The organism is Bradyrhizobium sp. sGM-13 (assembly GCF_018398875.1).
Classification (GTDB): domain Bacteria; phylum Pseudomonadota; class Alphaproteobacteria; order Rhizobiales; family Xanthobacteraceae; genus Bradyrhizobium.
In genome coordinates, this window is the sequence record NZ_JAGWDK010000004.1 from 372,266 (window position 1) to 390,481 (window position 18,216).

19 protein-coding genes are annotated in these 18,216 nt (G+C 61.8%); 6 read left to right on the forward strand and 13 right to left on the reverse strand.

The genetic code is table 11. The annotated features are described in order from the left end of the window. Positions 1–53 precede the first annotated feature (53 nt). The gene (locus KJQ96_RS08470) at positions 54–2,318 is read right to left on the reverse strand and encodes a TonB-dependent siderophore receptor (RefSeq protein ID WP_213286252.1); all 2,265 of its coding nucleotides are present in this window, start codon (positions 2,316–2,318) and stop codon (positions 54–56) included. 323 nt (positions 2,319–2,641) lie between these two features. Here KJQ96_RS08470 and KJQ96_RS08475 point away from each other — a divergent pair, with 323 nt between their 5' ends. The 3 genes from KJQ96_RS08475 to KJQ96_RS08485 all read left to right on the forward strand — a co-directional run bounded on the left by KJQ96_RS08475 (position 2,642) and on the right by KJQ96_RS08485 (position 4,191). After that, positions 2,642–2,812, forward strand: a complete 171-nt coding sequence (locus KJQ96_RS08475) for a hypothetical protein (protein WP_213286207.1) — start codon at positions 2,642–2,644, stop codon at positions 2,810–2,812. A gap of 117 nt (positions 2,813–2,929) precedes the next feature. Next, positions 2,930–3,817, forward strand: coding sequence for a S1C family serine protease (locus tag KJQ96_RS08480; protein WP_213286208.1), 888 nt, complete (start codon positions 2,930–2,932; stop codon positions 3,815–3,817). Continuing rightward, positions 3,814–4,191 carry a response regulator transcription factor gene (locus tag KJQ96_RS08485; protein ID WP_213286209.1) on the forward strand — a complete coding sequence of 126 codons (378 nt, stop codon included), beginning with the start codon at positions 3,814–3,816 and terminating at the stop codon, positions 4,189–4,191. The genes KJQ96_RS08480 and KJQ96_RS08485 overlap by 4 nt, the downstream gene beginning before the upstream one ends. A gap of 32 nt (positions 4,192–4,223) precedes the next feature. On the opposite strand, the gene KJQ96_RS08490 is transcribed toward KJQ96_RS08485, so the two are convergent. The 5 genes from KJQ96_RS08490 to KJQ96_RS08515 form a co-directional block, all read right to left on the reverse strand. Beyond that, the gene (locus tag KJQ96_RS08490) at positions 4,224–4,448 is read right to left on the reverse strand and encodes a hypothetical protein (RefSeq protein ID WP_065744967.1); all 225 of its coding nucleotides are present in this window, start codon (positions 4,446–4,448) and stop codon (positions 4,224–4,226) included. 5 nt (positions 4,449–4,453) lie between these two features. Next, positions 4,454–4,873: a hypothetical protein gene (locus tag KJQ96_RS40135; protein WP_249733844.1), complete on the reverse strand. Its 420-nt coding sequence runs from the start codon at positions 4,871–4,873 to the stop codon at positions 4,454–4,456. Positions 4,874–4,956: 83 nt separating this feature from the next. Next, positions 4,957–5,181: a hypothetical protein gene (locus tag KJQ96_RS08505; RefSeq protein WP_213286210.1), complete on the reverse strand. Its 225-nt coding sequence runs from the start codon at positions 5,179–5,181 to the stop codon at positions 4,957–4,959. Between the two features lie 15 nt (positions 5,182–5,196). Further along, the gene (locus KJQ96_RS08510; protein ID WP_065729655.1) at positions 5,197–5,379 is read right to left on the reverse strand and encodes a hypothetical protein; all 183 of its coding nucleotides are present in this window, start codon (positions 5,377–5,379) and stop codon (positions 5,197–5,199) included. A gap of 97 nt (positions 5,380–5,476) precedes the next feature. Next, positions 5,477–5,926, reverse strand: a complete 450-nt coding sequence (locus KJQ96_RS08515; RefSeq protein WP_213286211.1) for a DUF2267 domain-containing protein — start codon at positions 5,924–5,926, stop codon at positions 5,477–5,479. A gap of 251 nt (positions 5,927–6,177) precedes the next feature. Between KJQ96_RS08515 and KJQ96_RS08520 the strand changes: the two genes are divergently transcribed. Further along, on the forward strand, positions 6,178–7,800 hold the full coding sequence (locus KJQ96_RS08520) for an ABC-F family ATP-binding cassette domain-containing protein (RefSeq protein WP_213286212.1): 1,623 nt from the start codon (positions 6,178–6,180) through the stop codon (positions 7,798–7,800). 10 nt (positions 7,801–7,810) lie between these two features. On the opposite strand, the gene KJQ96_RS08525 is transcribed toward KJQ96_RS08520, so the two are convergent. The 3 genes from KJQ96_RS08525 to KJQ96_RS08535 all read right to left on the reverse strand — a co-directional run bounded on the left by KJQ96_RS08525 (position 7,811) and on the right by KJQ96_RS08535 (position 11,491). Next, complete coding sequence (locus tag KJQ96_RS08525; protein ID WP_213286213.1) at positions 7,811–8,179, reverse strand: avidin/streptavidin family protein; 369 nt, start codon at positions 8,177–8,179, stop codon at positions 7,811–7,813. Positions 8,180–8,280: 101 nt separating this feature from the next. After that, on the reverse strand, positions 8,281–9,255 hold the full coding sequence (locus KJQ96_RS08530) for a glycerophosphodiester phosphodiesterase family protein (protein ID WP_213286214.1): 975 nt from the start codon (positions 9,253–9,255) through the stop codon (positions 8,281–8,283). Between the two features lie 154 nt (positions 9,256–9,409). Beyond that, the gene (locus KJQ96_RS08535) at positions 9,410–11,491 is read right to left on the reverse strand and encodes a methyl-accepting chemotaxis protein (protein WP_213286215.1); all 2,082 of its coding nucleotides are present in this window, start codon (positions 11,489–11,491) and stop codon (positions 9,410–9,412) included. A 161-nt stretch (positions 11,492–11,652) separates the two neighbouring features. Between KJQ96_RS08535 and KJQ96_RS08540 the strand changes: the two genes are divergently transcribed. Together KJQ96_RS08540 and KJQ96_RS08545 are read left to right on the forward strand one after the other, a co-directional pair. Continuing rightward, entirely contained in the window at positions 11,653–12,408 is a 756-nt protein-coding gene (locus tag KJQ96_RS08540; protein ID WP_213286216.1) for an SDR family oxidoreductase, read from the forward strand. Between the two features lie 849 nt (positions 12,409–13,257). After that, complete coding sequence (locus KJQ96_RS08545) at positions 13,258–14,151, forward strand: ferritin-like domain-containing protein (RefSeq protein ID WP_213286217.1); 894 nt, start codon at positions 13,258–13,260, stop codon at positions 14,149–14,151. Positions 14,152–14,234: 83 nt separating this feature from the next. Here the strand turns inward: KJQ96_RS08545 and KJQ96_RS08550 are convergent, their stop codons facing one another. The 4 genes from KJQ96_RS08550 to KJQ96_RS08565 form a co-directional block, all read right to left on the reverse strand. Further along, a complete protein-coding gene (locus KJQ96_RS08550; protein WP_213286218.1) occupies positions 14,235–15,650 on the reverse strand; it encodes a sorbosone dehydrogenase family protein in 1,416 nt (471 codons plus the stop codon). 236 nt (positions 15,651–15,886) lie between these two features. Continuing rightward, positions 15,887–16,297 (reverse strand): twin-arginine translocation signal domain-containing protein, encoded by a 411-nt coding sequence (locus KJQ96_RS41965; RefSeq protein WP_375293149.1) that lies wholly within the window; start codon positions 16,295–16,297, stop codon positions 15,887–15,889. Between the two features lie 305 nt (positions 16,298–16,602). Further along, on the reverse strand, positions 16,603–17,361 hold the full coding sequence (locus tag KJQ96_RS08560) for a serine acetyltransferase (RefSeq protein WP_213286220.1): 759 nt from the start codon (positions 17,359–17,361) through the stop codon (positions 16,603–16,605). A gap of 213 nt (positions 17,362–17,574) precedes the next feature. Further along, the gene (locus KJQ96_RS08565; RefSeq protein ID WP_213286221.1) at positions 17,575–17,862 is read right to left on the reverse strand and encodes a hypothetical protein; all 288 of its coding nucleotides are present in this window, start codon (positions 17,860–17,862) and stop codon (positions 17,575–17,577) included. Between the last annotated feature and the right edge of the window lie 354 nt (positions 17,863–18,216).

Sequence of the window (18,216 nt, forward strand, 5' to 3'; positions counted from 1 at the left end):
AGATGTGAACGGTTCTGGCTTTCAGGGCTGCCTCCGTTCCGATCGCAGTCGCTTTACCATTTGTAGGCGAGGCTCGCCGTTACGCGGCGGCGGTCACCATAGAAGCAGGACGTATCGGACGCGCAACTTGCGACGTAAGTTTTGTCCGCGATGTTGATGACGTTCAACGCCGCGCGCCAGTTTTGCCATTCGTAGTGGATCGCCGCGTCACCAAGCACGACCGAGGGAACCACCAGCGTGTTCGCGCTGTTGGCGAAGGACTTGCCGACGTAGCGCACGCCGCCACCAAAGCCAAAGCCTCGCAGCGGCCCCTCCTGGAACGTGTAGTCAGCCCAGAGGGATCCTGTCTGCTGTGGCGTGTTGGTCGGTGTCAGGCCGAGTAGGGCCGGATCTGCGTCCTTGCTGATAAAAAGGTCGTAGGTGGTGAACGCGCCAACCATCTTCAGGCCAGGTGCGAGATTGGCTACGGCCTCCAGCTCGAGACCGCGCGAGGTGACCTCACCGGTCTGATTCTGAAGAACCGGCGTGATGCCCGGGACTGTCGTCGGCACGTTTTTCCGCTTCAGGTCGAACACGGCAATGCTGAAATGGCCGTCGAAGCCGTCAGGCTGAAACTTCAATCCGATCTCCGCCTGCTCGCCGGTTTCCGGCAGGAACAGTTGGTTCGACGCGTTGAGGCCGATGATCGGGTTATAGCTTGTCGCGTAGGCAACATAGGGCGCGAGCCCGTTGGCGAAATTATAGATCAGGCCGGCACGGCCACTGAACTTGCTGTCCTCGCGGTTGGTCAGCGTGGCGCCGGTCGGACGATCGCCCTGGCTGGTCGAGACCCAGTCATTGCGGCCGCTCAACACCAGCGTGAAGCCGCCGAACTTGATCTGGTCCTGAATATAGGTGCCGAGTTGATTCTGGGTCAGGAGGAAATTGCGGAAGGGGTTGCCCGTGAACGGAATGTCGCCGACGCCATATACGGGATTGAAGATGTTGATCGGAGGCACGCCGCCGCCGAAGAGCTGATAGTCGTCGATCCGATAGGCTTTCAGATCGAGGCCGAATAGCATCGTGTGCTGCACGGGGCCGGTATCGAAGCGATACTCCAACTGGTTGTCCAGATTGCCCTGGTTGGCGGTGTTCTTTGCGTACCAATTGTAGCGGCCAATGTCGCCGGTGGAGGGGTCGTTGTTAACATAGTTGTTGCCGACAAAACCGCGATAGGTGATGTCGACATGCGCGTATCGGGCGTTCTGCCGGAACGTGACACTGTCGGAGAGGTTGCGCTCGAACTGATAGCCGATCATCTCCTGTTCGCGCTTGAACGTATCGACGCTGGGATCGCCGACGAATAGCTTTGTCGGAATACGTCCAAAGGGTGCATCGACCACCGTACCGACATAAGGCAAGAAGTTAATGCCGCGCGTATCCGTCTTCGACGCTGAAGCCAGCACGGTGAACGTCGTATCTGCATCCGGCTTATAGGTGACGGACGGCGCGATGAAGTAATTATTGTCGGGCGTGAAATCGACTTGCGTGCCGCCGTTCTGGACCTGGCCGACCACACGATAGAATAGTTTTCCGTTCTCCGGTTGCGTCGCGACCGGGCCGCCGAAATCGAAAGATAGATAGGCATTGCCGAAATTGTTGACGCCGGTCTCGAGATAGCGGATCGGCTCCACCGGGGGCGTCTTGCTGACCGCGTTGACGATGCCGCTCGGGCTGGAGCCGCCGTAGAGCACGGCGGAGGGGCCGCGTAGCACCTCGACTCGGGCGAGGTTGAACGGCTGCAGCTTCCAGCTCGCATACGACGTGTAGAAGAGCTGCAGCCCGTCGAGGAACAGGCCGACGTCCTCCGACTTGAAGCCACGAATGAGAAACCAGTCGTTGCGGGTGTCGGCGCCGAACGTCCCGGCGACAACGCCCGGCGTGTAGCGCAGGATCTCGTCGAACTTGCCGGGTTTCTGGTCGCGAATCTGTTCGCTGCCGATGACCGACAGCGATTGCGGCGTCTCCATGATCGGCGTGTTGGTCTTGGTGCCCGCCATCGAGCGGCCGGCGACATAACCCTGGATGGCGCCGCGCGGGTTTTCGACGAAGCCGACGCCGCGTTGCGGCTGCGGTCTATTGGTTTGCGCTGTCTGCGTTGTGCGCCGCGTCTGGCGCCGTTCCGGCGCTGCGGTGCGACGGCGAGCCTCCGGCGAGGCGACGACGACGGGAGGTAACGACTGCGCCCCGGATTGCGACGAAGAGCTTGACTGCGCGAACGTCGACTGCGGCCACAACGCCAATACGGACACGGTCGCCAACGCGGCGACCCGGAACAAATCACGAGACTTCAAGGTTCACCCCAACCTGCGAGCACTCACGCCGCGCCCTCAGGAAGTCGGCCAGCGCAACGCGGTGACGCATACGCGAGGTATTACGATTCCTCTAATGGAATGGTTCTTAGAGAGGCTCTTAGAAAGTTTCTATGAAACGCCCCATGATTGATTGATGCAGCATCTACACTTGGGAGCTGTCACGCGAGAACACGCTGCAATCCTGGTTTCACGGTGTGCGCCAGATCGGGAATAGGAACAGGTGTTCTGCTGATGCATTAACAGCGTGAGCTTAACGGCGGAGCCTGTACTTGGAGTAGCATTCAGCCATGACCCGATATCGCGAGCCCAATGGCGTCGAGCCCGAGAAGACGGAAGACGATATTCAGCGAGAGCAGCTCGGACCGCGCGGCGTGCCTGGCGCCCCCGATCCTGCGAGGATGACACCTCAACGGGAGAAGAAGACGCCAAAGCACGTCGATCCCGGACACACGGCATAGTGCGAAACAGGAAGGCTCGCGTTCGCGGCGAAAAACTCCCGCGGCCTGCCCATCAGGCTAGTTCCTGAACGCAATCTGAACTCCCAGATTGGATTCAACCGATCCAGGAGTTCTGTCATGCCCGACCCGACCGCAACTATCCTTCCGTCGTTATCCTCCGCCCTTGCCGATATCGTCGCCCGGACAAAGTCCGCGATCGTCTCGGTGCATTCGCACCGCTCGCGGGCCTCGGGCTTCATCTGGAAACCCGGCCTGATCGTGACGGCTGATGAAGCGCTGGCCGACGAAGGCGAAATCTCAATCAAGTTTGCCGACGGAACGACGCAGTCGGCCAAGATCGCAGGACGCGATCACACCACCGATATCGCGCTGCTGCGGCTCGAGACCAAGAGTGATGCCGGCAATACTGCCTCCGTCGCGCTCTCGCCTGTTGTTCCGGATCTGGGCTCGCTGATGGTCGTGGTCGCTGCCGAGCATGGCGTTCCCACGGCGGCGCTCGGCGTCGTCTCGCTAATCGGGGGCCGCTGGCGCAGCCTTCGGGGCGGTGAGATCGATGCCAGGATCGAGCTCGACGTGCGGCTGCGCAGCAATCACGAGGGGGGACTTGCCGTCAACGCCTCCGGCGAAGCGATCGGCATGGCCGTGCAAGGGGTGCGACGCATTCTCGCGATTCCCAGCGCGACCATCGACCGGATCGCAGGGAGGCTTGAAACCCACGGCCGGATTGCGCGCGGCTATCTCGGGGGTGGATTGCAGCCGGTCAAGCTCGACGATGGCGTCGGAGCAATGGTGATGAGTGTCGACAAGTCAGGTCCCGCGGCCGCCGCCGGTATCCTGCAAGGCGACGTGATCATTGGCTGGAACAACGAGAAGCTGACCAGCATGCGCTCGCTGATCCGATCGCTTGGGCCCGACAGCATCGGCTCCGTCGTCGACATTACAATTCGCCGCGCCGGCCAACCGCTGCAAGTCAAGCTCACGATCGGTGAAAGGCCAGAAGCGTGAGCGAGGAGGCCTCACCGGTCATTGTGGTAGCTATCGAGATCGCCGATCCGGTGCTGGCGGACCGGCTCGCGTCACTGCTCGGCGGCGTATCCGGGCTTCGCTTGGCGGCATCCGGAGAGGCAGCAACGGTCGCGCTCGTATCATGCGACGCGCCGACGGCCGTCGGCGCGTCCGATATCGATCTCACGCCGCGCGAGCGCGACGTGCTTATCCTGATGGCCGAAGGCGCATCCAACAAAGCCATTGCGCGACAGCTTGGAATATCCGTGCACACCGCCAAATTCCACGTGGCTTCGCTGCTTTCCAAACTTGATGCCACCGGCCGCACCGATGCCGTGGCACATGCCGCGCGACTTGGCGTGATCAACCTGTAATCCCGCGCGTGGCCGGCCGGCAATCTTTCGCCTTATCCGCGGCCCTTGTTTGCGGCGTGGTCTTTCAACTGCTCGGTTTGGGACCATTTGCTGTCCTGGCCACGATCGCGCGAATGCTCGGTCTTGTCGCGGTTGGAAAGCACCGCGTTGTCGCCGATCAGATCGTTCTGCACGTCGGTCATGGCGCCGGTCCCGGCGCCTTTGCCCTTTGCGCCAGGGCCGAGATGCTTGCCGTCTCCGTGTGCTCCACGTGTCATGATTTCTATCCCTCTGGCTTTTGAGGCTTGTGGCCCGACTGGCCCGGACGATTGTGCTTGTTGTGCTGGCTTTCCTGGTTGAGTCCGCCGCGGCTTACCGGAAATTCCGATTGGCGTGCTTCGCGCTTGACGGTTTTTGCACCACCAGCCTGCTGCGTGCGCGCTATCTCCTCCTCCACCTGTCTCGCGTCGGGGACATCAGGCTTCCTTTCAAGGATACGCAATTGCTGCTCATGCGTCTTCTTCCCCTGCAGCGGCATTCTCCGTGGGCCGCTGTCCCGATCGTTTTGCGGCGGTCCGCGGCGTCTGTCGCGGACTTCTGCCTTGTCGATACCACCCTGCGGATTGGTATCATTCTCGATGTCGCCCTCGAACGTATTGGCGCCCTCGAATTCCTCGAGTTCGTCAGACGTTACCTGCGCCATCGATGCTCCTTTCGAGCCTCCGATCAGCGGATTGCGAACAAGGTCGACGTTGGTCGGTCTGCTCAGTTTCACGTGTTTTGTACTCATGGCTTGACCTTCGCAGCGGGGTGGGTGCCCCCGCCCTTTCGTTCCGGCTCGTGAGTATGGTGGGTGTCATGCTCGCCTCCGCCGCCCGACACTTTACTGTGCCGGCGCTGCGGATCGTCGGCAGGCGGCTTTTTGGCGTGAAGCGGCGCTCTGGCGTTCTCGTGGGAAGCGCCCGGGCCGCCCTGCCGAATACTCGCGGGCGTCTTGGTTGAAGTCGACATGGTGCGTGCTCCTGACTAGCGATCCTGCTGATACCCCTGATGGGTCGTGTTTTGCGCGGTGTTGCCCTGTTGGCCCTGCTCACGGGGATTTTCAACGTGGCCGCGGCCCTTCCGAACTTCATGGGCGTTGCCGGATTTGGGATCGCCGGTCCCCTTGTGGCTTTGATTGTCCTGCGGCACGGGCGGAGGTCTGGTCATTGCTGGCTCCCGTTGTTGATTGCTTTTGTGCTGCAGGACAACGCCCAGCGAACATCAGGGTTCTTTTCGATTATCGGAACCGCGATCAGATGCCGCATCAGGCCGCTGATGAAACCCGGTTGTTACGCGGCCACAACGCCTGAACGTCTTCCGGAAGTGCGTGGCGCACCTTCTCGACCTGATTGGGATCGACATGATGGTTCAGAACGCGGAACACCGCCTGCGCTGCATCCTTGGAATCGACCGGTTTCTGCGAACTGAGTTCTGCCGAGACGATGGAGAGAAACTCATCTGCCGATCGCCACGCCTTCGGCGTTTCACTCGGCCGCCATTGGTCGTAATAGGTGCCGCGCACCAGTAGTGGAAGCTGCGCGCCGAGATGTGCGGCAAGATTGACCGGAACCCGGTCGCGGATGGTTCGCAATACCGATCCCAGAATATGCCACGCCAGCTTGCGATCGCGCGGCAGGTTTGCCATCACTTCGTCCAACCACGTGTTGGTGATCTGGAGTGTTCTGTCGAATACTTCGAGACCCGTTGCGCTCATGGGAACTCTCCGTCGGTTCAATTGGAGATGAAGGGCTAACGATGCTGGTACAGATCGGTTCGCAGCGCTGGAAGGTTTTACTGCCATGCACGCGAGCTCATTTCGGTCATCGGGAAAAGTCTCTGGGTATGGAGTTGCAGCGTCGATCCAGCACACCGTCAGATAGCGGCCGGGATATTTCGGAACCGCTTCCACAAGCACGCTAGATGTCCTAAGCAGCGGCCACCGCGATTTCCTCCCCTCAGGGCCCAATGATCCGTCTCGATAACGTCAGCAAGCAAGTCGGCCACCAGATCCTCTTCATCGAAGCCTCCGCAGCCCTTCAGAAGGGCGAGAAGATCGGCCTCGTCGGCCCGAACGGTGCGGGCAAGACCACGCTTTTCCGGATGATCTCGGGCCAGGAGCTACCCGACGAGGGCCAGGTCTCGCTCGATCGCGGGATCACCATCGGTTATTTCAGCCAGGACGTCGGCGAGATGTCGGGCCGCAGCGCCGTGGCCGAGGTGATGGACGGCGCCGGGCCTGTCAGCGTCGTGGCAAACGAGCTCAGGGAGCTCGAGGCCGCGATGGCCGATCCGGATCGCGCCGACGAGATGGAAGATATCATCGCGCGCTACGGCGAGGTGCAGCACCGCTTCGAGGAGCTCGACGGCTATGCGCTTGATGGCCGGGCCCGCGAGGCGTTGTCCGGCTTAGGCTTCAGCCAGGAGATGATGGAGGGCGACGTCGGCGCGCTTTCCGGCGGCTGGAAGATGCGGGTCGCATTGGCGCGCATCCTGCTGATGCGGCCTGACGTGATGCTGCTGGACGAGCCGAGCAACCATCTCGACCTCGAGAGCCTGATCTGGCTCGAGCAGTTCCTGAAGGGATACGAGGGCGCGCTGTTGATGACCTCGCATGACCGCGAGTTCATCAACCGTATCATCAACAAGGTCGTCGAGATCGACGGCGGGACGCTCACGACATATTCCGGCAACTACGAGTTCTACGAGCAGCAACGCGCGCTGAACGAAAAGCAGCAGCAGGCCCAGTTTGAGCGCCAACAGGCGATGCTGGCGAAGGAGATCAAGTTCATCGAGCGCTTCAAGGCGCGCGCTTCGCATGCGGCGCAGGTGCAGAGCCGGGTGAAAAAGCTCGACAAGATCGAGCGCGTCGAGCCGCCGAAGCGGCGGCAGACGGTGGCGTTCGAATTCCTGCCAGCGCCGCGCTCGGGCGAGGATGTCGTCAGCCTGAAGAACGTCCACAAGGGCTATGGCAGCCGCACCATCTATCAGGGCCTTGATTTCATGATCCGCCGCAAGGAGCGGTGGTGCGTGATGGGCGTCAACGGCGCCGGCAAGTCGACGCTGTTGAAGCTGGTGTCGGGCTCGGCCGAACCCGACGATGGCACCGTGGCGATCGGCGGCAGCGTCAAGATGGGCTACTTTGCCCAGCACGCCATGGACCTGCTCGACGGCGAACGTACGGTGTTCGAATGGCTGGAAGATTCCTTTCCGCAGGCGGGACAAGGTTCGCTCCGCGCCCTCGCGGGCTGCTTTGGTTTCTCCGGCGACGACGTCGAGAAGAAGTGTCGCGTGCTCTCGGGCGGCGAGAAGGCGCGGCTGGTGATGGCAAAAATGCTCTACGATCCGCCGAATTTCCTGGTGCTGGACGAGCCGACCAACCATCTGGACCTCGCGACCAAGGAAATGCTGATCAATGCGTTGTCCGAGTTCGAGGGTACCATGCTATTCGTGTCCCACGACCGGCATTTCCTCGCCGCGCTCTCCAACCGCGTGCTCGAGCTGACGCCGGAGGGCATCCACCAATTTGGCGGCGGTTACACCGAATATGTCGCGCGCACCGGGCAGGAAGCGCCGGGCTTGCGGAGTTGATGCAGAGCCGTCAGATGCGCTCGAACGTATCGGAGTTGGTGCTGATTGAACGCCACCAGTTTAGCTTTTCCTTCTTGCCGGATGCACCTTCTGTCGGCGCCCGGATCTCGCTGTCAACGACCACGAACCACATCATTTCCATTTTTCCGTCGCGCAGCAGGCCGGTGTAGGAGACCGCGGCATCTCCCGCTGCAGTTGCACCACCGGCGACAAAGCTGATGCAATCACCCTGATGGATACCGACGACGGGAATTTCCTGTCCGTAGAACCCGCTGTCTCTCAGCGCGGTTTTGAAGGTGCCGCTGATCCTGCGATTGGCGTCGTCGGTAATGTCGACGATGGAGCCGTATTGATTTCGCCATTTGCCTTTCCACGTCATGGGTGCATTCCCTTCCGCTAACGCCGGCTAAAACGACAGCAAGCGAGGGATGTTCCGCTTCGCAGCGAGTCGGGTTCTCGGATCCCGCAAGTCCACGAACGCTATTTGCCCACGAGCGGCGCGATGGCCTCGATCTCGTTGGTCCAGATGCCTCCCGAATAGTTTGCTGGCAGCCGCGCGAACTGCTCCGGCGTATCGATCCCGGTCGAGAATTCGCCGCCGCGATAGGGGCCGAGCACGAAAACCTCGCTGTTGGCCGCCTTCATGCGGTTGAGGAAGCGGTCCGGCCAACCCCACATCCACGGCGCGACATTGATCGGCAACATGACCATCGCGTTGCTGCAGGCTTTCGGCACCACGCCGCTCCAGCCGTAGCCGATGTAGCCGAGCAGGCAGCTCTTGATCGTGGTGCGCGAGATCGTCCGGACATCCGGAAGGCGCTGGCGCACGATCTCGACCGGCTCGTCGCCGCCATAGATCATGATCTGCGCCCTGCGTTCGGCGGGGAGCTTGTCCAGCACGGCCGCCAGCTTCTCCCCCTCGGACGGGTCGCGGCTCTTGACATTGATCAGGAGCCGCTCTCGCGGAAAGGTCGCCAGCACCTCGGTGAGCGTCGGCATCAGGCCGATGCCCTTGCCGCGAAACGGAAAGGTCTTGCCACCATCGGCTGTATAGCCATAGCCGATATCGAGCTTCTTCAAATAGGCCATGGAGTGTTCGCGCGTGAGGCCGCGCCCGTCGGTGCGGCAATCCAGCGTCCAGTCGTGAAACACCGCGAATTCGCTGTCGGTCGTCGGGTGAACGTCGAGCTCGACGACATCGGCGCCGGCCGCAAGGCTGGCTCGGATCGATTCGATCGTGTTCTCCAGATAGTGATGGCTTGACGGCAGCATTCGCGCCGCCGTGCAGGTGTCGTTCTTCAGCTCGCGCTCGTCGAAGCGCTGGGCAATGCCGCGATGCGCGAGCAGGACGGGCTTTCCCTCCTGATGGGCGGCGAGATGGTTAGTGTTGTTGAGGTAGATGGCTGCGCCCAAGACGGCGATCGCCGTCGCCGCATATTTCAGTTTCTTGTTCAAGGCTTGTCCCCACATACGAGGCGCAGTGGCTAGACACAATTTCTGGTCGATTTGCGGCGGCGGGTGGGAGAGGCGCGAGACGCATGCATTGCATCGCGCCGGAGCCAACCGCGATTTCGTCCGCTATGTCGGCTTTGCCGACTGACAAGCGAATTTACGCCGCACGCACCTCCGAGAGGAAGCGGTTGACCTGCCCGGCGAGATCCTTGGACTGCGAGGATAACTGCTCGGCCGCGCCGAGCACCTGATTGGCGGCAGCGCCGGTATCGTCGGCGGCCTTCTGGACGCCGGTAATGTTGGAATTGACCTCCTGGGTGCCGCGCGCGGCTTCCTGCACGCTGCGGGAGATTTCCTTGGTCGCGGAGCCCTGTTCCTCGATTGCGGCGGCAATCGCGGTTCCGATCTGATCGATCTCGGCGATCACGTTGGCCACGTTCTGAATCGCCGTCACGGTCTGATCGCTCGCCGCCTGAATGGACGCGATCTGCTCGGAAATTTCGGTGGTCGCCTTGGCAGTCTGACCGGCCAGCGATTTGACTTCGGAAGCGACGACCGCAAAGCCACGGCCGGCATCGCCGGCGCGCGCGGCTTCGATGGTCGCGTTCAGCGCCAGCAGGTTGGTCTGCGCGGCAATGCTCTGGATCAGCGTCACGACGTCGCCGATCTTCTGCGCGCCCTCGGCGAGCGAGCGGGCGGTCTCGCCGGTGCGCCGCGCATTATCGACGGCGCGGGCGGCGATTTCGGTAGATTGCGCGACCTGGCGGCCGATCTCGGAGATCGAGGAGGTCAATTCTTCGGTGGCGCTGGCAACCGTCTGCACGTTAGCCGAGGTCTGCTCGGAAGCGGCGGCAACGATCGCCGCCTGGCGGTTGGTGGCGGTCGCCGTCGACGACATCGACTGTGCGGTGTCTTCCATCACGGACGAGGCGGCCGAAAGTCCGCCGACCAATTCGGTGACCTTGGCTTCGAAGGCGCGGGTGAGTTCGTCGAGCAGCTGGGCGCGACGCATCTTGCCATTGCTCTCGGCGGCCTTCTCGGCGGCAAGACGTTCCGCCTCGACCATGCTGTCCTTGAAGACGCCTACCGCCGATGCCATCGCGCCGATCTCGTCGCCGCGGCCGGCGCCGGCGATTTCACCGGATACATCGCCGCTGGCCAGCCGCGACATTGTTGCGGTGAGGTCCAAGATCGGCTTACAGACGCGGCGGCGTACCATCACGATCAGCGTTGCGCTGGCGGCGACAACCGCGATCAGGCCCGCCAGCGCGATCAGGAAGCTGAAGCGCGCGGAGGAATAGGCCTCACCGAGCACCTGCTCGGCGTTGTCGTAGAACGCGTCGCGGACCGTAATGATCGATGCAAGACCGAGTTGCGTCTCCGCGTAGTAGGTTTCCATATCATGTTCATACTTGCCGCTGATGGCGCCATCCTTGACGAGCTTCAGCTCTTTGCCGAAGCGATCGACATAGGCCGCGTTCATCTTGTCGAGCGCCGCGGCCACATTGGCCGGCGTAGAGGGATTGCCGCGCAATTCCTGCAGCGACATCAGAATCTGATCGTTTCTCCCTTGCGAGCGGCTGATCTCCATCTTCTCTGCTTCAGTGGCTACCCGGTTGGCACCGATGAGATTCTTGTGCAGGCTGGAGTTGAGACCGCCGACGTCGCGTAGCGTCCAGGCGATATTGGCGTAGCTTGCCTGCCGGTAGGCCGTGCCGTCGAGCTGCGCGATCTTGCGCACCTGCTCGTCGAGCAGCGTCGTGACAGCCTTGTTGAAGACCGAGTTGTCGGAGACGATTTTCTTGGCCGCATCGCGGCGAGCTTCCGGCGGACCGGTGAGGGCCTTGTCGATGGCTGCGCGCAGCGCGGCGAACTGGGTATTCAGGGCATCGATGCTGCTCCCGACGGCAGCACTGTCTTCGATCGCGCCCGCCAGGGTCGCCTTGACCCGGTTCATCTTGTCGCGCGCCGCATCGGTGTTCTTGCGATATTTATCGAGTTCGGTGAGCAGTTTCGGATCCACGGCAGGAGGTCCGAACATGATGTTGGTGGCAAAGCCGCGCTCGGGATTCATATAGCGCGGGATATCGCCGACCGCGCGCACCACTTCCAGCCGGGTCTGCGCGACCGAGACCTTGTCCATGGTCTGGTACTTCGAAACCGCCACATAGACGGCGAGCCCGCCGCCGACGGCGGAAAGCGAAGCGATGGCAGCGGTGAGGAGGGTACCGATTTTCATGGGATCTTAGGCCATTTGCGCTGGTAACGGATGTGCGGACTGCCAGTATAGGTGGTGCAAATTAATCCGGGGTTACGGTTGCACGTGTCACACCGGCCCGTTCCAGTTGGTCTTGGCGATGGCGCGTGGTGCCGCGGCCTTAACGACAGAGGAGCGAGGAAATGAAGATCGTCATTATCGGCGGTACAGGTCTGATCGGTTCGAAATTGGCCCCGTTGCTCGCCTCGCGCGGTCACGAGGTGCTGCAGGCGTCCCCGAGCAGCGGGATCAACGCCGTGACCGGGGAAGGGCTGCAACCGGCGCTCGTGGGAGCCGACATTGTCGTCGACGTCTCGAATTCGCCCTCGTTCGAGGACAGGACCGTGCTGCACTTCTTCGAGAGCGGAACACGCAACCTGATTGCGGCGGCGAAACAGGCCGGTGTGCGGCACTTCATTGCGCTGTCGATCGTCGGTACCGACCGGCTTGAGAGCAGCGGGTATTTCCGCGCCAAGCTGGCGCAGGAGCGGCTGATTGAAAATTCCGGGGTGACCTACACGATCCTGCGCGCCACCCAGTTCTTCGAATTCATCGGCGCGATCGCGGATTCCGGGCGCAGAGGCGGCGAGGTTCACGTTTCCAGCCAGTTGATGCAGCCGTTGTTGTCCGACGAAGTCGCGGAAGCACTGGCCGACGTGACGCTTGGCGAGCCCGCCAACGGCGTATGCGAGGTCGCGGGTCCCGAAGCGGCGCCGCTTGCGGATTTCGCCGGCCGCTGGCTCCGCAAGCAAGGCGATACCAGCAAGATCGTGGCGGGCGTGGACGTGCCGTATTTCGGCGCTCCACTCGCGTTGCGCACGCTGGTGCCGGACGACGGCGCGCGGATCATGCCGACGCGTTTCGACGATTGGCTGGGTGGGGCGGTTCATTCGGCATGAATCACAAGCTGTCATCCCCGCGAAGGCGGGGATCCAGTACGCCGCGGCCTCTCGGTTCTATCACTGCTGTCTCTGGAATACTGGGTCGCCCGGTCAAGGCCGGGCGATGACAACTAAGTATGACTTCGCGATCTCGCGACATGAATTGCCCGAGGTTTGCCTTAAAACTTCCGGCCCTCGCGTTCAGAGGGCGCAGGGAAGACCGGGTGCTGGCTGCACCCGCGGTCTCGTGTGCTGCTTGCGCTAAAGAAAATGCACACGAGCATACAGGTACAGCGGGAGCATCCCGGCCTTCCCTGCGCAATGGCTTTACGGCTTACTTCGTGCTCTTCCCGGAGAACGGCTCTTTTGCCTCCGTCGCTGCGCAAATAGTTTCACGCAGCTTAGCGCCAGCACCGCCACGCCCGAACCACACGACTTCGCCGTACGCTTCCCGCGCGTACGTCTAGCGCGCCATCAGCGTCCATCGCATCTCACCGCACGTTCGTGACGATCGCGAGCCGCCCCTCCATCGGGTGAGACGGCCAGAAATATGCGGCTGATTTGCCTCTCGCGTGAAGCGGAATATTTTTTATTCTCGGGCTTGACACGATTTCTGAAAATCAGAAGTGATTTGCCCACGGCGCATTCGCGCCTTTGTCCACTCTTGCATGCACAGGCCCAAGCATGGCTCAGCGGCCTCACGACCTCGTGCCTGCCTGGTTTCGAGCTCGCTTGGAACGTGACCTGCGGCCTCACGTTGTACCGCGCCAGCACTAGCTGGTACCGAGGTCGCGCCATGAGCGCCCTCAATAGCGCTGAACAGTGAGTGGCGCGGCTTCTCAATCCAGAAACGGAGGAGGTTACGCCATGGATGCATTGCGCATTTCCCGCCGGCAATCGATCGCCGGCATATCCGTCGCAGGACTCGCGGGATTGCTTATTCCACCTGCCTACGCCCAGCAGAAGCGCGAGACCACGGGCGTTGGGATCGGCAAGAAGGGAGCAGCGATCGACGACGAGGACATTCTTACGTTCGCGCTGAACCTCGAATATATGGAAGCCGAGTTCTATCTGCGTGCAACGACCGGCAAGGGCATCAGCGATACCGATGCAGGTATGGATGCCGGCAGGGTCGTGGGCGGCCACGAGGCCCAATTCAAGGAAAAAGCGATCCGCGAATTCATCGAAGAAACAGCGGAGAACGAACTGGCCCACGTCCGCTTCTATCGCAAGACGCTTGGCCGAAGCGCCATTTCAAGACCTGCGATCGACTTCGATGCCGGCTTCAAGGCTGCTGCTGCGGCTGCCGGATTGCCCGCCGATTTCGATCCCTTTGCCGACGACATGTCGGTGCTGCTCGGCGGCATGCTGTTCGAGGAAGTCGGCGTGACCGCCTATGCAGGTGCGGCTCCCCTGCTCAAGAAAAAGGAATTCGTGGAGGCGGCAGCGGGGATACTTGCTGTTGAGGCCTACCACATGGGAATGGCGCGCTCCCAACTCTACATGATGGGCGAGAAGGCATGGGACGCCGCCAACGCAATCTCGGATGCACGGGACAAAATTGACGGGACCCCCGAAAAAGAAGACGAAGGCATCAGGGTCGATGGCAAAGCCAACTTCGTGCCTTCGACCCCCGACGCGATCGCGTTCAAGCGTACACCGCAACAGGTGCTGCGTATCGTCTATCTGACCGATAAAGCCGGCGTCAGCAAGGGCGGGTTCTACCCGAATGGAATGAACGGAGAGCTCAGGAGCACCTGACTGCGATACGCACTCTGCGGCATGAATCCAGGTTGTGATCGTGCCGGCATCCGCCACGCTGGCGGTTCGGACGGGCATTCAAGCTAGCGTGGCGCTACAGTATTGCCATCAGGCTTGCCTGTACGGTTCTCAGGCCCTGTGTAAGCGATGCGCCAGATGGTGCCGCCGGTGTCGTCGGCAACGAGCAACGAACCGTCCTTGGCGATCGCAAGCGCGGCAGGTCGGCCCCAGATCTCCGCGCGATGCATGCCGGAGACCCAGAAGCCAACGGCGAAATTCTGGTACCAACCTTGCGGACGGCCATCCTTGAACGGCACGAACACGATCTTGTAACCGGTCGGTTCGGATCGATTCCACGATCCTTTGAGGGCAACAAAGGCGCCGCCGCGGAATTCGGGCGGAAACTGTTCGCCATCGTAGAACACCAGATCCATCGCCGAGGAATGCGCTTCGAACAGAAGGTCGGGCTTGGTTGAAGCCTTGACCTTGTCTGGTTTCAAATTGGCGAAACCGGGCTGCGGGTGCTGACCGATATATGCGTAAGGCCAGCCGTAGAAGGCGCCCTTCTCGACACGCGTCAAATAATCGGGCGGAAGCCGGTCGCCGAGACCGTCGCGCTCTTGAACCACTGCATAGAGATCGCCCGTTCCAGGTTCGAAGGCGAGCGCCGTCGGATTGCGCAATCCCGAAGCGAACGTGACCTGGTTCGCGCCATTGGGATCGAAGCGCTGGATCGTCGCCTTGACCTCCGGTTCAACACCGATGTTTCCGGACGAGCCGACGCCAACGAACAGCCCGCCAGTCTTGGGGTCAATCGCGAGGTGTCGGTTCGTATGGCCTTGAGCGATGCCGAACACGCCCTTCTTGGTGATCATTTCCTCGCCAACCACGGCGGGCGAAGGTTTGCGCTGATCCGGCGGCACATCGGCAGCCTTCGTTTGCTCGCCACCACGGCCTGCACGCAATGCGCCAAGCCGGTGCGGTACCTTCCAGATCCCATCCTGATCCGCGATCAGAACGTGATCGTCCCGCCAGGCGAGTCCGTAAGGTTGATTGAGTCCCTCCGCGTGGCGCTGAACCCAGTCGGCCTTGCCGTCCCCGTCCTCATCGCGCAGCAATGTGAGATAGCCCGCCTTCTGTTCGGCCACGAGCACGTCGCCGTTTGGCAGCACAAGCAGACGCCTCGGATGCTCAAGGCCGGTCATGAAGGCTGTCGTGATGAAGCCTTCAAGGACGCGGGGTGTTTGGCCCTGGTGGGGAATGACAAGGGAGCGGCTGCTGACGATCGGGCCGGTCTTCGGGGTCGGCAGGTCCTCCGCTTTGACCGTGAACCGGCGTCCAAGTTCCTGGTCGGGCAACAGCGCCGGGTCCGCCGGCTTTTCTGCCGGTGGCTGAGCGGCGGGCGCGTTTTTACGCTGGGCCCAGGCTGGTGCAAGCGCGAAGCCAATCGCCACGAGAGCTGCCGTAAGGGTCACGAGGCGGGAAGAAGGGATTTTCATTGCGAGCCTCCCATCGAAGTCGAGTCAGGCTTTTCGAATTTAAGACATTTGAGTGCAGCGCCGCATTCAGGTCGATCAATGGTCTGCCCTTCAGTGGTCTGCCCTCCATCGTCTTTGCTGCGCCCAGACGTTCGTTGTCTGCACCGCTATGGTCGCAGCACAGCCAATGTACCCCCTCTGTTAGAACGACCGTCAGCGCAGAGACCGCTTACGGTGCCGTACGCATTGGGGCAGTTCTAGTAACTGCCTCCGGCGCCTCCACGCGCACCTCCGCCACCGGATGCACCCGGCGCTCGGCCTCTGCCAGCGGCTTGGTAATGGCGACACCAGCCGTTGGCGCTGATGCGTCCCTCGACGATCGCGCAGGTCCCTCCGCGGAAATTGACGCAGCCGGCGCAGCGCTGTGGTCCATTTGGACTATCGCGATACTGGGCCGATGCTTTGCTGACTTTTGGCCGGCCGCGTACCTCTTGCAGCAGCCCGTCCTCGAATGGCAGAGGCGTAATCGACGGAGCCGCCAATGCCGGCAGCGCCGTCCCGGCAAGTGCCGCTCCACAAAGTGTCTTTCCAATAAAATTGCGACGCGAAATGGATTCCTTTTTCGAATGCTCGCTCATGGGTGACCTCCGGGGTTGTGGAGGGACCATTCGCGGTCTCCCAGACGATCAAAACAATTTACCGAGGGACGCGTTGTTCCTCGCATTGCCGAGTTTTCCTTTGTAGCGAGGTCACGCAGACCGCTGCTTGAGGCCGGACAACACCAAGCGAGGCGCCCACAAAATCAGGGCAGCCATATTACCTCTTCTTCCCACCTACGCTGTTCGAGGACTCGGCGTGCCGCCTATGCGGGCGCCCGCGCCGCTGCTCAAGGAAAAGGAAACCGGTTCTCGAGAACGTGCGCCCGATGACAGACTGTCAGGGAAGACAATACGCGAGATCGGCTATGTCGCGCTTAGGCCGGCACCGACGCTTCTGGGCAATTGGTCAACCGTGCGGGAACGCCGACGGCGGTGCAGCCGGGCGGCACATCGTGCTCGACGACTGCGCCTGCGCCGATCTTGGCGCCATCGCCAACGCTGACATTGCCGAGAATGGTCGATCCGGCGCTGAGCAACACGCCCCTGCCGATCTTCGGCGCGCGGTCTGGCTGCGAATGATTTCGGCCGATGGTGACGTTCTGTAAAATCGTCACCTCGTCGCCGATCGCAGCAAAGGCGCCGATGATGATACCGGTGGCGTGATCGAGAAACACCGACGTGCCGATCGAAGCGATGGGATGAATGCTGACCTGAAGCTGATCGGACGACAGGCTTTGCAGCAACAGCGCGAGATCGTTGCGGCCTTGACGCCAGAGCCAGTTGGAGACGCGCCAAACCTCCAGCGCGACGTAGCCCTTGAAGTTCAGCAGCGGCGGCAGCAGCGTCGTCGTCGCGGGATCGTGAACGGCGATGCTCTGCAGATCGCGGCTCGCCGCGTCGATCAGATCGCGTGACGCGAAAGCGTCACGGGCAAGCTGCGCAAAGCGCGCGCGGTCCGCGTGCGTCTTGCCGAGCCGCGCGCCGATCTGGTGCGCCGGTGCATGAGCGAAGTCGGGATGATCGAGAATAGATGAGGAGAGCGCGGCGCCGAACACCGGGTCGCGCGTCACGGCGCTTTCCGCCTCACGGCGGATCGATCGCCAGAGTTGATCGACAGATGCAATTCCGTTCATGGCAACCGCCCGGGATTAGCGCGTCCGCACAATATAGACCGCTCGCGAAACAGCGCCACCAGACGGTGCTGCCTTCACGAACTGACTTTCGCCGATTGCTCCACCTCTCCCGCTTGCGGGGGAGGTCGGATCGCATCGAAGATGCGATCCGGGCGGGGCTCTTTCCATACGGGGAGCGTGACTCGTGGAGGCACCCCCCACCCCAGCTGACCGTCAGGCAGCAGCTTTGTTCTTGATTGCACCGACGAGCGCCGTGAGTATGGCCCCGCCAGCACCACCGGCGATCGCGTGCGAGACAATGCCGCCAATACTCAGATCGCCCGACTGGGCTGCGGCCATGATTGATGGCATCAACAATGTTACGATCTGGCCGAGCACCCCGCCTCCGACCAAGCCGGCGACAATGTTACCAATCGTACCGAGATCGAAAGTCGGCGATGACTTGCCCGCACCCACGCCGCCAAGCGCTCCTGCAACGAGGTTAGTCAGAATCTGTTCCATGCTGATCTCCGTATGACTCGCGACAAACGGGGTTGATCTCGCGCAGACTATCACTGCACGCGAAGCCGATCCATGAATAAATCTCAGGTTGAGTTAGCGGTCGAGCGGCCGGACTCCGGTTCCTTCTAGAAGACTTCGCCGATTGCTCCACCTCTCCCGCTTGCGGGAGATTGGATCGCATCGTTAGATTCCGATCCGGGTGGGGGCTCGCTCCATACGCCCCGGCCCTCCCCCGCAAGCGGGAGAGGGTGAGCAGTCGCTCCGCGGTCGCAGTTTGGCCGCCTCGTCACTCAGGGTACAATCGGCATAGGGGGCGACCTTGTGGGTCGCTCCCCTGCCACACCACCCGGCATG

What these genes read in the sequence shown, in the direction of transcription:
- KJQ96_RS08560 (WP_213286220.1), bottom strand. Translation starts at nt 17,361, where the DNA reads ATGAACGGAATTGCATCTGTCGATCAACTCTGGCGATCGATCCGCCGT.
- KJQ96_RS08515 (WP_213286211.1), bottom strand. Translation starts at nt 5,926, where the DNA reads ATGAGCGCAACGGGTCTCGAAGTATTCGACAGAACACTCCAGATCACC.
- KJQ96_RS08545 (WP_213286217.1), top strand. Translation starts at nt 13,258, where the DNA reads ATGGATGCATTGCGCATTTCCCGCCGGCAATCGATCGCCGGCATATCC.
- KJQ96_RS08480 (WP_213286208.1), top strand. Translation starts at nt 2,930, where the DNA reads ATGCCCGACCCGACCGCAACTATCCTTCCGTCGTTATCCTCCGCCCTT.
- KJQ96_RS08540 (WP_213286216.1), top strand. Translation starts at nt 11,653, where the DNA reads ATGAAGATCGTCATTATCGGCGGTACAGGTCTGATCGGTTCGAAATTG.
- KJQ96_RS40135 (WP_249733844.1), bottom strand. Translation starts at nt 4,873, where the DNA reads ATGGCGCAGGTAACGTCTGACGAACTCGAGGAATTCGAGGGCGCCAAT.
- KJQ96_RS08550 (WP_213286218.1), bottom strand. Translation starts at nt 15,650, where the DNA reads ATGAAAATCCCTTCTTCCCGCCTCGTGACCCTTACGGCAGCTCTCGTG.
- KJQ96_RS08565 (WP_213286221.1), bottom strand. Translation starts at nt 17,862, where the DNA reads ATGGAACAGATTCTGACTAACCTCGTTGCAGGAGCGCTTGGCGGCGTG.
- KJQ96_RS08535 (WP_213286215.1), bottom strand. Translation starts at nt 11,491, where the DNA reads ATGAAAATCGGTACCCTCCTCACCGCTGCCATCGCTTCGCTTTCCGCC.
- KJQ96_RS08510 (WP_065729655.1), bottom strand. Translation starts at nt 5,379, where the DNA reads ATGACCAGACCTCCGCCCGTGCCGCAGGACAATCAAAGCCACAAGGGG.
- KJQ96_RS08520 (WP_213286212.1), top strand. Translation starts at nt 6,178, where the DNA reads ATGATCCGTCTCGATAACGTCAGCAAGCAAGTCGGCCACCAGATCCTC.
- KJQ96_RS08490 (WP_065744967.1), bottom strand. Translation starts at nt 4,448, where the DNA reads ATGACACGTGGAGCACACGGAGACGGCAAGCATCTCGGCCCTGGCGCA.
- KJQ96_RS08505 (WP_213286210.1), bottom strand. Translation starts at nt 5,181, where the DNA reads ATGTCGACTTCAACCAAGACGCCCGCGAGTATTCGGCAGGGCGGCCCG.
- KJQ96_RS08475 (WP_213286207.1), top strand. Translation starts at nt 2,642, where the DNA reads ATGACCCGATATCGCGAGCCCAATGGCGTCGAGCCCGAGAAGACGGAA.
- KJQ96_RS41965 (WP_375293149.1), bottom strand. Translation starts at nt 16,297, where the DNA reads ATGGTCCCTCCACAACCCCGGAGGTCACCCATGAGCGAGCATTCGAAA.
- KJQ96_RS08525 (WP_213286213.1), bottom strand. Translation starts at nt 8,179, where the DNA reads ATGACGTGGAAAGGCAAATGGCGAAATCAATACGGCTCCATCGTCGAC.